This is a genomic window from Streptomyces zhaozhouensis (assembly GCF_900230195.1).
Lineage (GTDB): Bacteria > Actinomycetota > Actinomycetes > Streptomycetales > Streptomycetaceae > Streptomyces > Streptomyces zhaozhouensis.
This window is the reverse complement of record NZ_OCNE01000020.1, coordinates 15,254-29,288: the sequence shown is the minus strand read 5'-3', so window position 1 is coordinate 29,288 and position 14,035 is coordinate 15,254. Positions and strand designations below refer to the sequence as shown.

Below are 14,035 nucleotides of genomic sequence, written 5' to 3'. Positions count from 1 at the left end.
CCGTCTTGATCGGATACCGGGCAGCGCGTAGGAACAGGCGGCGTAGGGACGTGCGGCGTGGCAGGCCCTGCGCAGACGGGGGTTGCCGCATCCAGGATTGAGGCGGTGTTCATGCGCGGTTCGGGCCCAAGCCCAGGCCGGAGAGTGAAACGGGCGACGGCGGCCGTGGTGGCCACCACGGCGCTTGCCCTGTCGGCCTGTGGCAGCGACGAGGAGGGCGAAGCGGCGCAGCGGGAGCCAACCGTCGAACTCCCCGACCTGAGCGGGGAGTCACTGGAGGTCGGCGCGGTGTGGACCGGCGCCGAGCGGGACAACTTCGTGCGGGTGACCGAGGAGTTCGAACGCCGCACCGGGGCCTCGGTCACGGTGGTGCCCAGCGGGGACAACGTCTCCCAGTTCGTCGGCACCAAGATCGAGGGCGGCGCGCCGCCCGACGTCGTGATGGTGCCGCAGCCCGGTGTGCTGCGGGAGTTCGCGGACAACGGCTGGATAGCGCCGCTCGGGGAGACCACCCGGGCACAGCTCGACGCCAACTACACCGAGGGCTGGCAGCAGTTGGCGGCCGGCGGCGACGGCGACCTCTACGGGGTCTACGTCAAGGCCGCCAACAAGTCGCTGGTCTGGTACAGCTCGACGGCCTTCGACTACGCGGGCGTCTCCGCACCCGACACGTGGGACGCGTTCGTCGACACCGCGTGGACGGTCTGGGAGTCGGGCACCACCCCGGTCTCCGTGGCCGGCGGCGACGGCTGGACGCTCACCGACTGGTTCGAGAACATCTATCTCTCCCAGGCCGGCCCCGAGATGTACGACCGGCTCGCGGCGCACGAGATCCCCTGGACCGACGAGAGCGTCACCGAGGCGCTGACCACGCTCGGCGAACTCTTCGGCGAGGGAAGGCTGTTGCTCGGCGGCCAGAGCGGTTCGCTGCAGACGGACTTCCCGACCTCCGTCACCAACACGTTCTCCAACCTCACCACCCCGGACGCCGGGATGGTCTTCGAGGCGGACTTCGTGGGCTCGGTGATCACCGACAACACCGACGCCGAGGTCGGCGTGGACGCGCGGGTCTTCCCGTTCCCCGCCGTCGGGGCCGGCGACCCGCCGGTGGTGTCCGCGGGCGACGCCGCCGTGGCGGTCGCGCCCGACGGGGAGATGAGCGAGGCGCAGGAGGCGTTCCTGACCTATCTGGCCTCCACCGACGCCGCGGCCATCTGGGCCGAGCCGGGCGGCTTCGTCTCGCCCAACAAGTCCCTTGAGTTCGACGTCTATCCGAACGACGTCCAACGGGGCATCGCCGAGGCGCTGATCGCCGCCGGCGACGACTTCAGGTTCGACATGTCGGACCAGACCCCGGCCGCGTTCGGCGGCACCACGGGACAGGGCATGTGGCAGGGACTCCAGAACTTCCTGCGCGACCCAGACGACATCGAGCGGGCCCAGGAGTACCTGGAGTCCCAGGCCGCCGACGCGTACGGCCACTGACGGACGGAGACTGACAACCCATGGCTTCCGGCAAGGCGGTGATCAGGGCACGCCCCTGGGTGGCGGCGAGCTTCCTGCTCCCGGCGCTGCTGCTGCTCGGCGCGCTCGTGGTGTACCCCATCGGGTACTCGATCCAGCGCAGCCTGTTCGACGCTTCGGGCGACAGCTTCGTCGGCCTGGACAACTTCAAGGAGATCTTCACCAACGACGGCATCAGGACGGCGCTGAAGAACAACCTGATCTGGATCGTGGTGGCGCCGACGGTGGCCACCGCGCTGGGTCTGATCTTCGCGGTGCTGACCGAGCGGGTGCGCTGGGCGACGGTCTTCAAGCTGGTCGTCTTCATGCCGATGGCGATCTCGATGCTGGCCGCCGGAATCATCTTCCGGATGGTCTACGAGCAGAACCCGGACCGCGGTCTGGCCAACGCGCTGGCGACGACGGTGCACGACACCTTCGCCGAGTCCAGCGGCTGGCCCGACGCCGAGCCCCGGCCCGGCGGTCCGCTGACCGTCGAGGAGGACGGCTCCTATCTGCTCACCGAGCCGGTGACCGCCGGCACCCCCGCGCTGCTCCCGCTCGTGGCGGTGCCGCAGCCGCAACTCTCCGACGCCGAGCCGGCCGTGGCGCCGAGCGGCGACCCGGGCGAGGTGTCGGGAACGGTGTGGATGGACTTCACCCGGGGCGGCGCGGGCGCCGAGAACACCATCGACCCCGAGGAGCTGGCGCTCTCCGGGATCAAGGTGGAGGCGGTGGTCGACGGCCGGGTGGTCGCCGACACGAAGACCGGCGACGACGGCACGTTCACCCTGCCCGCCGAGGCGGACGGGGCTCAACTCCGCCTGACCTCGGACAACTTCACCTCCCCCTACAACGGGATCGAGTGGCTCGGCCCCAACGTCGTCACCCCGGCGATCATCGCCAGCTACGTCTGGATGTGGGCCGGCTTCGCGATGGTGCTGATAGCCGCCGGCCTGGCCAGCGTGCCCAGGGAGACCCTGGAGGCGGCCCGGGTGGACGGCGCGGGCGAGTGGCAGGTGTTCCGCAGGATCACCGTTCCGCTGCTGGCCCCGGTGCTGGGGGTGGTGTTCGTGACACTGATGATCAACGTGTTGAAGATCTTCGACCTGGTCTATGTGATCGCGCCAAGCTCCAGTCAGGCGGACGCCAACGTCCTGGCGCTCCAGCTCTATCTGTCCTCCTTCGGCACCGGAGCCGACCAGGGCGTGGGCAGCGCGATCGCGGTGTTCCTGCTGCTGCTCGTGGTGCCGGTGATGATCGTCAACCTGCGCAGGCTGCGACGGGAGAACCAGCGGTGACCGCTCCCACCATGACCGCACACGTACCCGACCCGGCCGACGCGCCGGCCTCGGCGCCCGCGGGCCCGCAGCGCCGCCCCTGGGGCGAACGCCTCGCCTCCCTCGCCTCCGGCTCGGTGGTGCGGGTGATCCTGGTGGTGGTCGGCGTGCTGTGGCTGCTGCCCACCGCCGGGCTGCTCGTCTCGTCGTTCCGCGATCCCCGGGACATCGCCTCCACCGGCTGGTGGGAGGCGCTGACCGACCCGGGCCAGTGGAGCTTCAGCAACTACGACAGCCTGCTGGGGAACGAGAAGTTCACCGGCTCGGTGTGGACCACCGTCGCGATCACCCTGCCGGCGACGGCGCTGGTCGTCGTGGTGGGCGCGCTGGCCGCCTACGCCTTCGCCTGGATGGACTTCCCCGGCCGCGACTGGGTGTTCCTGGTCGTCGTCGGCCTGCTGGTCGTGCCGATCCAGGTGGCGCTGATCCCGGTGGCGCGGCTCTTCAACACCCTGGGGATCTTCGAGACCACGGCCGGGGTGGTGCTCTTCCACTCGGCGTTCGGCCTACCGTTCGCGATCTTCCTGTTGCGGAACTTCTTCGCCGAGATCCCACGGGAGCTGCTGGAGGCCGCGCGGCTGGACGGCGCGGGCGAGCTCCGACTGTTCTTCCGGGTGGTGCTGCCGCTGGGCGGCCCGGCGATCGCGGCGCTGGCCATCTTCCAGTTCATGTGGGTCTGGAACGACATGCTGGTCGCGCTGATCTTCGCCGACGCCGGCTCGCCGCCGATGACGGTGGCGCTCCAGCAGGAGATGCGGCAGTTCGGCAGCAACTTCGACGTGCTGGCCCCCGGCGCCTTCCTGACGATGCTGATCCCGCTGGCGATCTTCTTCGCCTTCCAGCGGCAGTTCGTCTCCGGCGTGATGGCCGGCGCGGTGAAGTGAGCACCGACGCGGTGAGGTGAGCGCCCGCGCTCCCAGGCGAGCGCGGGCGCGGGCCACCCGGCCCGCGCCCCCCTTGAAGGGCGGCCCGCGCCTCCCGAAGAGCCACGAACGACCGGTGGGCCGGTCCCGGGACTTCCCGGGACCGGCCCACCGTCGTGTGCGCTCGGGTCAGCGGTTGCTGCGCAGCAGGGTGCGCATCGTCCGCATCGCCACCGAGAGGTTGGCCAGGTCGAAGCTGTCCGAGGACTGGATCTCGTGCAGCGTCGCCCGCGCCCGGTTGAGCACCGCGGCGCTGCGGTCGGCCCAGGCCGCGAACCGCTCCTCCGGCGTGGCCTCGGCACCGCCGGCGGCCAGCACGTCGGCGGCGATCAGCTGGTGCGCCGCGTACAGGTCCTCCCGGATCGCGGTGCGTGCCATCGACTGCCAGCGGTCCAGCCGGGGCAGCTCGCTGATCCGCTCCTGGAGCCGGGAGATGCTCAGCTCGTCGCTGAGGTGGTAGTACACCTCGGCAACGTCGAGCAGCTCGCGGCCGGTGCGGTCGGCGACCGCCACGATGTCCAGCGCGGAGAAGACCGCGGACAGCCCCGCCACCCGCCGCGCCAGTTCGTCCGGCACCTTGGCCTCGGCCAACTCGGCGTGCTGCGCGTTGAGATGATCCAGCTCACGGCCCCGCAGCAGGCTCGGCAGCTCGGCCCAGACCAGGCCGACCCGCTCGCCGAACAGCTCCGTGTTCTCCGCCAGCTTCAACGGCTGCGGGCGGTTGTTGAGCAGCCAGCGGGCACCGCGCTCCACCAGCCGACGGGAGTGCAGCCGGATGCGGGTCAGGGTGTCGGCGGACACCTCGTTGTCCAGCCGCTCGGCCGTGTCCCAGATCTCGGCCTGCCGGAAGATGTCCCGGGCGACGGTGTGCGCCCGCACGATCTCCTCGGTGGACGCCCCCGACTCCTCCTGCATCCGGTGGACGAAGGTGCAACCGGCCACGTTGAGCGTGTCGTTGACCAGCACCGTGGTGATGATCTCGCGGCGCAGCGCGTGCCGCTCGATCCGCTCGGGGAATCGTTCCCGCAGGGCGCCGGGGAAGTACGCCCGCAGCAGCCTCCCGACATAGGGGTCGTCCGGCAGCTCCGTGGTCAGCAGCTCGGCCGTGGTGGTCAGCTTGCCGTAGGCCAGCAGCACCGAGAGCTCGGGCTGGGTGAGCCCGTGCCCGGCGGCGCGCCGCTCGCGGATCTCGTCGTCCGACGGCAGGAACTCCAGCTCCCGGTCCAGCAGCCCCCGCTCGCCCAGCCGGCCGATCACCCGCTGGTGCGCCAGGACCAGGCCGGAGGCCGTGGCCTCGCCGTTGGCCAGCGCGACGTTCTGCGCGTAGTTGTTGCGCAGGACCAGGTCGCCGACCTCGTCGGTCATCTCGGCGAGCAGGGCGTTGCGCTGCTTGCCCGTCAGGTCGCCGGCCGCCACCACGGCGTCCAGCAGCACCTTGATGTTGACCTCGTGGTCGGAGGTGTCCACGCCCGCGCTGTTGTCGATGGCGTCCGTGTTGCACCGGCCGCCGGCCAGCGCGAACTCGATGCGGCCCCGCTGGGTCAGGCCCAGGTTCCCGCCCTCGCCGACCACCTTGGCGCGCAGGTCGCGGCCGTTGACGCGGATCGCGTCGTTGGCCTTGTCCCCCGCGTCGGCGTGCGACTCGGAGGCGGCCTTCACATAGGTGCCGATGCCGCCGTTCCACAGGAGGTCGACGGGCGCGCGCAGGATCGCGCGCATCAGCTCGGCCGGGGTGAGGGAGACGGTGCTCTCCGGCAGGTCGAGCGCCTCGCGGACCTGGGGGGTCAGCGCGATCGACTTGGCGCTGCGCGGATGCACGCCGCCGCCCTTGGAGAGCAGCGAGGTGTCGTAGTCGGCCCAGGAGGAACGCGGCAGCTCGAAGAGCCGGCGCCGCTCGGCGTAGCCGACGGCCGCGTCCGGGTCGGGGTCGAGGAAGATGTGCCGGTGGTCGAAGGCGGCCACCAGCCTGATCTGCTCCGACAGCAGCATCCCGTTGCCGAAGACGTCACCCGACATGTCGCCGATCCCGGCCGCGGTGAACGGCTCGGTCTGCGTGTCGTGTCCCAGCTCGCGGAAGTGGCGCTTGACGGACTCCCAGGCGCCGCGCGCCGTGATGCCCATCCCCTTGTGGTCGTACCCGGCGGAGCCGCCGGAGGCGAACGCGTCGCCGAGCCAGAAGCCGTAGGACTGGGCGACCTCGTTGGCGATGTCGGAGAACGTCGCCGTGCCCTTGTCCGCGGCGACCACCAGATAGGTGTCGTCGCCGTCGTGCCGGACCACGTCGGCCGGCGGCACCACGGCGCCGTCCACCAGGTTGTCCGTGATGTCCAACAGCCCCGAGATGAAGGTGCGGTAGCAGGCGATGCCCTCGGCCAGCCACGCGTCCCGGTCGGCCGCCGGGTCGGGCAGCCGCTTGCCGACGAAGCCGCCCTTGGCGCCCACCGGCACGATCACCGTGTTCTTCACCTCCTGGGCCTTCACCAGGCCCAGGATCTCGGTGCGGAAGTCCTCCCTGCGGTCCGACCAGCGCAGCCCGCCCCTGGCGACCTTGCCGAAGCGCAGGTGCACGCCCTCGACACGCGGCGAGTACACCCAGATCTCGAACGCCGGGCGCGGCTCCGGCAGCTCGGGGATCACCTGCGGGTCGAGCTTCATCGACAGGTAGGCGTGCGGGCTGCCCTGGGAGTCGTGCTGGAAGTAGTTGACCCGCAGGGTCGCCTTGATCACGGTGAGGAACGCGCGCAGGATGCGGTCCTCGTCCAGGTTCTGCACCTGCTCCAGGGCGCCGTCCAGCTCCTCCAGCAGCCCGTCCGTCAACTCCCGTCCCGCGCTCTGCCGTTGCGGGGCGTGCCGGGCCTCGAAGAGGTTCACCAGCAGGCGGGTGGTGTGCACGTTGCGCCGGAGGGTGGCCTCCATGTTCTCCCGGGCGAACCGGGCGCCGGCCTGCCACAGGTACTTGGCGTAGGCGCGCAGCACCATCGCCTCGCGCCAGGTGAGACCGGCCGTGAGCACCAGCGCGTTGAACCCGTCGTCCTCCGCCGCGCCCGTCCAGGCCGCGGCGAACGCGTCCTGGAAGCGCTCCCTGGCGCCGCCGCCCAGGCTGTCCGCCAGCGCCTCGGGCAGTCGCAGCCCGAAGTCGTAGATCCAGGTGGGAGACCCCTCGGTCGGCCGCAGCTGGTAGGGGCGCTCGTCGACCACCTCGACGCCCAGGTGCTGGAGCACCGGCAGCACGTCGGAGAGGGTGACGGGCTCGCCGGTCCGGTAGATCTTGAAACGCCGCTCCCCCGGGCCCGCGTTGACCGGCTCGTAGAGGCTGAGCGCGAAGTCCGCGCCCTCCTCCGGCCGCAGCCCGATCACGTGCTGGAGGTCGGCGACGGCGGCGCGCGGCGGGAAGTCCGCCTTGTACCCCTCGGGGAACGCGTGCGCGTACCTGCGGCCCAGGTCCGCAGCCTGCTCCTCGCCGCACTCGGCGAGCAGGGCGTCGGTGAAGCCGTCCGTCCAGGAGCGGGACGCCTCGGCCAGCCGGGCCTCGATCCGGTCGAGGTCGGCCTCGGTCAGCTCGGGCAGCTCGGTGCCGGGCGCGACGCGGATGACGAAGTGCAGCCGGGAGAGGACGGACTCCGTGTTCCACGCGGTGAAGTCGACGCTCTGGCCGCCCAGCTCCTCCAGGAGGATCCCCCTCAGCCGCAGCCGCACCGAGGTGGTGAACCGGTCCCTCGGCAGGTAGACCAGCGCCGAGTAGTAACGGCCGTACTCCTCCTGCCGCAGGAAGAGCCGCAGCCGGCGGCGCTCCTGGAGGCGGAGCACCGCGGTGGTGATGCTGCGCAGCGTCTCGACCGGGGTCTGGAACAGCTCGTCGCGCGGGTAGGTCTCCAGGATCTGCAGCAGGTCGCGGCCGCTGTGGCTCTGCACGCTGAAGCCGGCGGCCTGGAGCACCTCGGCGACCTTCCGCCGGATCACCGGCACCCGGCGCACCGACTCGGTGTAGGCGGCGGCCGAGAACAGCCCGAGGAAGCGGCGCTCGCCGACGACCCTGCCCTGCTCGTCGAAGGTCTTGACACCCAGGTAGTCCAGGTAGGAACGGCGGTGGACGGTGGCCCGGCTGTTGGCCTTGGTCAGCACCAGCAGCCTCGGCTCCCTGGCCTTGGCCCTGGCCGTCGGGGAGAGCCGGTTGAACGCGGAGGAGGCGGCCGGATGGTCCTCGTCGGGCGCCGGGTAGGGCGGGTCGGAGCGGAGGATGCCCAGGCCGGTGCCGGGCACCGGGAGCAGCTCGTCGGAGCCGCCGCCGTTGTCCTCCCTGGCCAGCTCGTACTCGCGGTACCCCAGGAAGGTGAAGTGGTCGGCCGCCAGCCAGCTCAGCAGCTCGGACGCCTCGTCGACGTCCTGCCGGCCCAGCTCGTCGGGCAGCGTCTCGTCGGAGAGCCCCTCGGCGATCCGCAGCGCGGTGGCGCGCATCTTCTGGTAGTCCTCGACGGCCTCGCGCACGTCGCCGAGGACCCGCCGCAGGTCGGCCTCGACCTGGCGGACCTGGTCCCGGTCGGTCTCCCGGTCGATCTCCACGTGGATCCACGACTCGACCACGGCGTCCGGCGGCAGCTGCTCCGGGTCGACCGCGCCCTCGCGGTCACGCCCGGTGTCCAGCACCTCCAGCATCCGGCCGGTGACGTCGCGACGGACCACGACCTGCGGGTGGACCACCAGGTGGATGCCGCGCTCCTGCCGGGACAGCTCGTTGGTGACGGAGTCCACCAGGAACGGCATGTCGTCGGTGACCACCTCGACCACCGTGTGGGTGCACGTCCAGCCGATCTCGTCGACGGAGGGCGTGTAGACCCGGACGTTGGCCGTGCCCTGCGGGCGCTCGGCGGCGAGCCGGTGGTGGGCGAGGGCCGCGCCGTAGAGGTCGACCGGGTCGCGCTCGGTCACGTCCTCGGGGGCGATGAAGAGGTAGTAGCGCCGCAGGTAGGCGCGCAGCGCGTCCGGGTCCATCCCGTGCGCCGGCGGCTGTCCCTGGTTGGGGCCGTGGTCGGCCACCCGGGCCGCCTGCGCCAGCAGTTCGTCCTTGGCTTCGTCCAGCTTGCTGTGCATGTCCTGCTCCTGTCGCGCACCGTCGCGTGACGTCGAGAAACGGTCACCGGACAGCGCTCGCTCGGATGGCTGGGATGCTTCCGGTGGTACCGAGGGGGAAGTCAGTCGACAGGCCGGCCGCCGAGCTGGCGGAGACGCCGAGAGAGGCCACGTTGCCTCCCGTTCGGAGGCAGGCGGCTATCGCACTGAACACGGCCCCAGGCTATCGCCCCGTCTCCCGACGCGAACGGGCGCCGGTCGCCATGCGCCGGCGCGTCAGCCGCGGCGCACCACCTCCTCGGCGACGGACACCGCCTCCGCGAGGCTGTCGACCACCGGCACGCCGGCGCCTGACAGGCTCCGCCGACTGTGCGAACCGCCCGTGTACAGCACGGCCTTGGCACCCGCGTGGGCCGCCGCCCGCGCGTCGTCCGCGGCGTCGCCGATGACCACCACCCGCGCCGGGTCGACCCCCGCCATGGCCGCCAGGTGACGGGCCATCTGGGCGGCCTTGCCGACCGAGGGCCCCGCGTCCCGGCTGCCGTCGACGCGCAGGAAGTGCTCGGCGATGCCCAGCCGGGTCAGCCAGGGCCCGAGCCGGTCGTGCTCCGCCAGCGAGCAGACGGACTGCGTCCGCCCCGCCCGCGCCCAGCCGGTGACCAGGTCGGCGGCGCCGTCGGCGAGGGCGGCCGTGTCGGAGTGGGCGAAGTAGTGCCGGTGGAACGCCTCGTCCAGCGCCCGCGCCTCCTCGGCGGTGACCGCGCGGCCCAGGGCCCTGCGCTGGAACTCGCTGATCGGGACGCAGTACAGCTCGCGGTACCGCTCCAGGGTCATCCCGGCTATCCCGACCTCGGCGAAGGCCGCGTTGGTCGCGGCGAGGACGATCTCGATGTCGTGCAGCAGCGTGCCGTTCCAGTCCCAGACGAGGTGGGGCACCGGGTCGCGTCGGGGGGCCGGGTCCTGCGAAGAAGCCATGCCCGCACACTACGGCGGGGCACTGACAACGCGGCAGGGCGCCGGCGTCAGAGCAGCTGGTCGAGCTCCTGCACGCCGTACCAGAGCAGTTCGTGGTCGGCGGCGCCGTCCACCACGAACCTGGCGTCGTCGTCACCCTGGTCGGCGGCGCCCACGGCGTCGGCCGCGGCGGCGACGGCCTCCGCGGCGTCCTCGGCGTCCACGTGCAGCGCGGCCAGCCAGACGAGCGGGACCGCCTCGGTGAGCCGCACCTCGCCCAACGCCTCACCCGTCAGCGCCATGTCGGGATCGGCGAACGCCACACCGTCCGGCACCTCGGCGGCCACCACGACGCGCCTCCTGGCCACCCCCAGCTCGGTGGCGACCAGCCGCAACGAGGCAACGGCTGCCCTGCTCAGCGCCGCGTACTCCAACTCCTCCTCGTTGCCCGAGAGATACCACTCGCGCAGCGCGGGGGTCACGGCGTAGGCGGTGAGGGGGGCCGGGGCGATCTCCCTGGCGTTGTGGAGCCGAGCGAGCCCGGAGAGCGTGAGGGGAATGTAGACGCGCACTGAACCGACGCTTCCTTCCTGGGCCTGAAGGCCGCCTCACCCTACCAGGGGGCGCGCGAGCCCCCCTCGCGCCCCGCCGTCGACCTCCGCGCGCTCCGGTCAACTCTTGCCCGACGGTGGGGACTTGATTACACTCCGTACTCGTTACTTGTCAGTAGAACCCATCAGTAGCACCACGCGGCGCGGGGGTAGGCGGCGCGGGGGAAAGGTGCCAGCTGCCATGGCCAGTCATCGGGGTCCAGGGGGCCAGCGCGGCCCTCGGCCGACCGGTCCCGGGGGTCGGCGCACCGACCCGAGGAGGCCCGAGCCGCGGCGGGGCGGGCGGTCGCTCGCGCGTCCGCAGGAGTGGTTCGCCCGCCAGCTGCTGCTGGTCCTCAGCGGGCAGCGGCCGGTCACCGCGCTGCTCGGCCATGTGCGGGACCCGGCCTACGAGCGGCTGGTCCGGCTCGCGCCGCTCGCCCCGCTCCGCCCCACCGAGGGCGAGCCGACGCCGGCGCTGCGCGTGGTGCGCGGCTCGCGCCCCAGCAGTGCCGCGATCGAGGCGTGCGCGGTGTTCAGCGTCGGGGACCGCACCAGGGCCCTGGCGTTCCGGCTCGAACAGCGTCCGGGCGGCTGGCGCTGCGTCGCCGTCGAGCTGGACACGGTCCCGTGACCGCCCGTCGCCGGCCCGCCGCGCGCACGGCGCGGGGGCGCGCCCCGTGCGGGACACGCCCCCTTCGGCGCCGTCGGCGTGCGCGCCGCGCGAGATCACTTCTTGCGGCGGCGGCCGCCCTTCTGGGCCTTGCGCCGCTCGGCGCGGGTCTGCCCCTGGCCGCTGCTGGTGGCGGCGGGCGCGGCGTCCTCGGCGGTGAAGTCGCCCTCGACGACGCCCCCGGCGCTGTCCACCGTCGGCGCCGAGTACCGCAGCCCCTGGGCGGGCTTGGGCGCTTCGAGGCCCTTGGCGAGGATCGCGGGACGCGCGCCGGCCGGAGCGGGCTCCAGGCCGCCCTCGGTCTCCGCCTCCTTGGCCTCGCCCTGCACGGGCACCTGCTCGACCTGCCGCTCGACCTGGACCTCCAGGTTGAAGAGATAGCCGACCGACTCCTCCTTGATGCCCTCCAGCATCGCGGTGAACATGTCGAAGCCCTCGCGCTGGAACTCGACCACCGGGTCACGCTGCGCCATCGCGCGCAGCCCGATGCCCTCCTGGAGGTAGTCCATCTCGTAGAGGTGCTCGCGCCACTTCCGGTCCAGCACGGAGAGCACCACGCGCCGCTCCAGCTCCCGCGTCACCTCGGAGCCCAGCTCCTCCTCGCGGCGGGTGTACTGCTCGTGGATGTCCTCCTTGACGGCCTCCGTGAGGAACTCGGGCGTCAGCCCGTCCCGGCCGCCGGACTCCTCCTCCAGATCCTCCACGGTGACCTGGACGGGGTAGAGCTGCTTGAACGCGCCCCACAGCCGGTCCATGTCCCACTCCTCGGCGAAGCCCTCGACGGTCTCCGCCTGGACATACGCCTCGATGGTGTCGTCCATGAAGTAGCCGACCTGCTCCTGGAGGTCCTCCCCGGAGAGCACGCGGCGCCGCTCGTCGTAGATGACCTCGCGCTGCCGGTTCAGCACCTCGTCGTACTTGAGGACGTTCTTGCGGATCTCGAAGTTCTGCTGCTCGACCTGGCCCTGGGCGGAGGCGATCGCGCGCGTCACCATCTTGTTCTCGATCGGGACGTCGTCCGGCACGTTGGCCATGGCCATGACCCGCTCGACCATCTGCGCCTTGAAGAGCCGCATCAGGTCGTCGCCGAGCGACAGGTAGAAGCGGGACTCGCCCGGGTCGCCCTGCCGGCCGGAACGACCGCGCAGCTGGTTGTCGATCCGGCGCGACTCATGGCGCTCGGTGCCCAGCACGTACAGCCCCCCGAGCGAGGTGACCTCCTCGAACTCGGCCTTCACCGACCGCTCGGCCCGCTCCAGCGCGGCCGGCAGCTCGGCCGCCCACTCCTCGGGCTGCTCCCCCGGGTCCAGGCCCTTGGCGCGCAGCTCCTCCTCGGCGATGTCGTCCGGGTTCCCGCCGAGCTTGATGTCGGTACCACGGCCGGCCATGTTGGTCGCGACGGTGACGGCGCCCTTGCGGCCGGCCTTGGCGACGATCGCCGCCTCCCGCTCGTGGTTCTTCGCGTTGAGCACCTCGTGGCGCACGCCGCGCTTGTTGAGCTGCTGCGAGAGGTACTCGGACTTCTCCACCGAGGTGGTGCCGACCAGCACCGGCTGGCCCTTCTCGTGGCGCTCGACGATGTCGTCCACCACGGCGGCGAACTTCGCCGGCTCGGTGCGGTAGATCAGGTCCGCCTGGTCCGCGCGGGCCATCGGCCGGTGGGTCGGGATCGGGACGACGCCGAGCTTGTAGATCTGGTGGAACTCGGCGGCCTCGGTCATCGCCGTACCGGTCATGCCGGAGAGCCGGTCGTAGAGGCGGAAGTAGTTCTGGAGGGTGATCTTGGCGAGCGTCTGGTTCTCGTCCTTGATCTTCACCCCCTCCTTGGCCTCGATGGCCTGGTGCATCCCCTCGTTGTACCGCCGACCGGCGAGGATGCGCCCGGTGTGCTCGTCGACGATCACGACCTCGCCGTCGATGACGACGTAGTCCTTGTCCTTCTTGAACAGTTCCTTCGCCTTGATGGCGTTGTTCAGATAGCCGACGAGCGGGGTGTTGACCGACTCGTAGAGGTTGTCGATCCCCAGCCAGTCCTCGACCTTGCTGACACCCGCGTCGTGAATGGCGACCGTGCGCTTCTTCTCGTCCACGTCGTAGTCGCCCGTCTCGGGCTCCTGGCGGGTGGGGACGGCCGGCTCGCCCTTCTCCAGGCGCTGGGCCAGCTTGGCGAAGTCCGCGTACCACTTGGTGGCCTGGTCGGCGGGGCCCGAGATGATCAGCGGGGTCCTGGCCTCGTCGATCAGGATGGAGTCGACCTCGTCGACGGTGGCGAAGTTGTGCCCGCGCTGCACCAGCTCGTCCTTCGACCACGCCATGTTGTCGCGCAGGTAGTCGAAGCCGAACTCGTTGTTGGTGCCGTAGGTGATGTCGCAGGCGTACTGCTCGCGGCGCTGCGCGGGGCGCATCCCGGAGGTGATGCAGCCGACCGACAGGCCGAGGAAGCGGTGCACCCGGCCCATCCACTCGGAGTCGCGCTGCGCCAGGTAGTCGTTGACCGTGATGATGTGGACGCCCTTGCCGGAGAGCGCGTTCAGATACGCCGGCAGCGTGCCGGAGAGGGTCTTGCCCTCACCGGTCTTCATCTCGGCCACATAGCCGAGGTGCATCGCGGCGCCGCCCATCAACTGCACGTCGTAGTGGCGCTGCTTGAGGACGCGCTTGGCGGCCTCGCGCACCGTGGCGAACGCCTCGGGCAGCAGGTCGTCCAGGCTCTCGCCGTCGGCGTAGCGCTGCTTGTACTCGTCCGTCAGGGCCCGAAGCTCGGCGTCCGTCAGATCGACGAAGTCCTCTTCAATCGAGTTGACCTCTTTGGCGAGGCGCTGCAACCTGCGCAGGATCTTGCCTTCGCCTGCACGCATGATCTTGTTGAAGACGGACACGAGGGCTGGTCTCCTTGCCGGTCGGGCCTGGCGCGACATGGGATCGCGGGCACAGCGGAATGGCCCCGCCGCACCGGCCATGGTATGCGAGCGCCCACACGGGTGT

At 71.4% G+C, this 14,035-nt stretch carries 8 protein-coding genes; 4 read left to right on the top strand and 4 right to left on the bottom strand.

Translation table 11 applies throughout. The annotated features are described in order from the left end of the window. Window positions 1-111: 111 nt before the first annotated feature. Genes CRP51_RS23150 through CRP51_RS23140 form a run of 3 tightly spaced genes read left to right on the top strand, consistent with a single transcriptional unit; the run spans window position 112 to window position 3,727 of the window. Entirely contained in the window at window positions 112-1,485 is a 1,374-nt protein-coding gene (locus CRP51_RS23150) for an ABC transporter substrate-binding protein (protein ID WP_097233329.1), read from the top strand. A 20-nt stretch (window positions 1,486-1,505) separates the two neighbouring features. Then, window positions 1,506-2,804, top strand: a complete 1,299-nt coding sequence (locus CRP51_RS23145) for a carbohydrate ABC transporter permease (RefSeq protein ID WP_097233254.1) — start codon at window positions 1,506-1,508, stop codon at window positions 2,802-2,804. Window positions 2,805-2,815: 11 nt separating this feature from the next. Beyond that, complete coding sequence (locus tag CRP51_RS23140) at window positions 2,816-3,727, top strand: carbohydrate ABC transporter permease (RefSeq protein WP_097233253.1); 912 nt, start codon at window positions 2,816-2,818, stop codon at window positions 3,725-3,727. 168 nt (window positions 3,728-3,895) lie between these two features. Here the strand turns inward: CRP51_RS23140 and CRP51_RS23135 are convergent, their stop codons facing one another. The 3 genes from CRP51_RS23135 to CRP51_RS23125 all read right to left on the bottom strand — a co-directional run bounded on the left by CRP51_RS23135 (window position 3,896) and on the right by CRP51_RS23125 (window position 10,359). After that, entirely contained in the window at window positions 3,896-8,854 is a 4,959-nt protein-coding gene (locus CRP51_RS23135) for an NAD-glutamate dehydrogenase (RefSeq protein WP_097233252.1), read from the bottom strand. 255 nt (window positions 8,855-9,109) lie between these two features. After that, on the bottom strand, window positions 9,110-9,808 hold the full coding sequence (locus CRP51_RS23130) for an HAD family hydrolase (RefSeq protein WP_097233251.1): 699 nt from the start codon (window positions 9,806-9,808) through the stop codon (window positions 9,110-9,112). 47 nt (window positions 9,809-9,855) lie between these two features. Next, the gene (locus CRP51_RS23125; RefSeq protein ID WP_097233250.1) at window positions 9,856-10,359 is read right to left on the bottom strand and encodes a DUF6912 family protein; all 504 of its coding nucleotides are present in this window, start codon (window positions 10,357-10,359) and stop codon (window positions 9,856-9,858) included. 220 nt (window positions 10,360-10,579) lie between these two features. On the opposite strand from CRP51_RS23125, the gene CRP51_RS23120 reads away from it, so the two are divergent. Next, on the top strand, window positions 10,580-11,011 hold the full coding sequence (locus CRP51_RS23120) for an Rv3235 family protein (RefSeq protein ID WP_097233249.1): 432 nt from the start codon (window positions 10,580-10,582) through the stop codon (window positions 11,009-11,011). A gap of 95 nt (window positions 11,012-11,106) precedes the next feature. Here CRP51_RS23120 and secA read toward each other — a convergent pair whose 3' ends face one another. Then, window positions 11,107-13,929 (bottom strand): preprotein translocase subunit SecA, encoded by a 2,823-nt coding sequence (gene secA, locus CRP51_RS23115; RefSeq protein WP_097233248.1) that lies wholly within the window; start codon window positions 13,927-13,929, stop codon window positions 11,107-11,109. Window positions 13,930-14,035 lie beyond the last annotated feature (106 nt).

What these genes read in the sequence shown, in the direction of transcription:
- CRP51_RS23150 (WP_097233329.1), top strand. Translation starts at nt 112, where the DNA reads ATGCGCGGTTCGGGCCCAAGCCCAGGCCGGAGAGTGAAACGGGCGACG.
- CRP51_RS23145 (WP_097233254.1), top strand. Translation starts at nt 1,506, where the DNA reads ATGGCTTCCGGCAAGGCGGTGATCAGGGCACGCCCCTGGGTGGCGGCG.
- CRP51_RS23140 (WP_097233253.1), top strand. Translation starts at nt 2,816, where the DNA reads ATGACCGCACACGTACCCGACCCGGCCGACGCGCCGGCCTCGGCGCCC.
- CRP51_RS23135 (WP_097233252.1), bottom strand. Translation starts at nt 8,854, where the DNA reads ATGCACAGCAAGCTGGACGAAGCCAAGGACGAACTGCTGGCGCAGGCG.
- CRP51_RS23130 (WP_097233251.1), bottom strand. Translation starts at nt 9,808, where the DNA reads ATGGCTTCTTCGCAGGACCCGGCCCCCCGACGCGACCCGGTGCCCCAC.
- CRP51_RS23120 (WP_097233249.1), top strand. Translation starts at nt 10,580, where the DNA reads ATGGCCAGTCATCGGGGTCCAGGGGGCCAGCGCGGCCCTCGGCCGACC.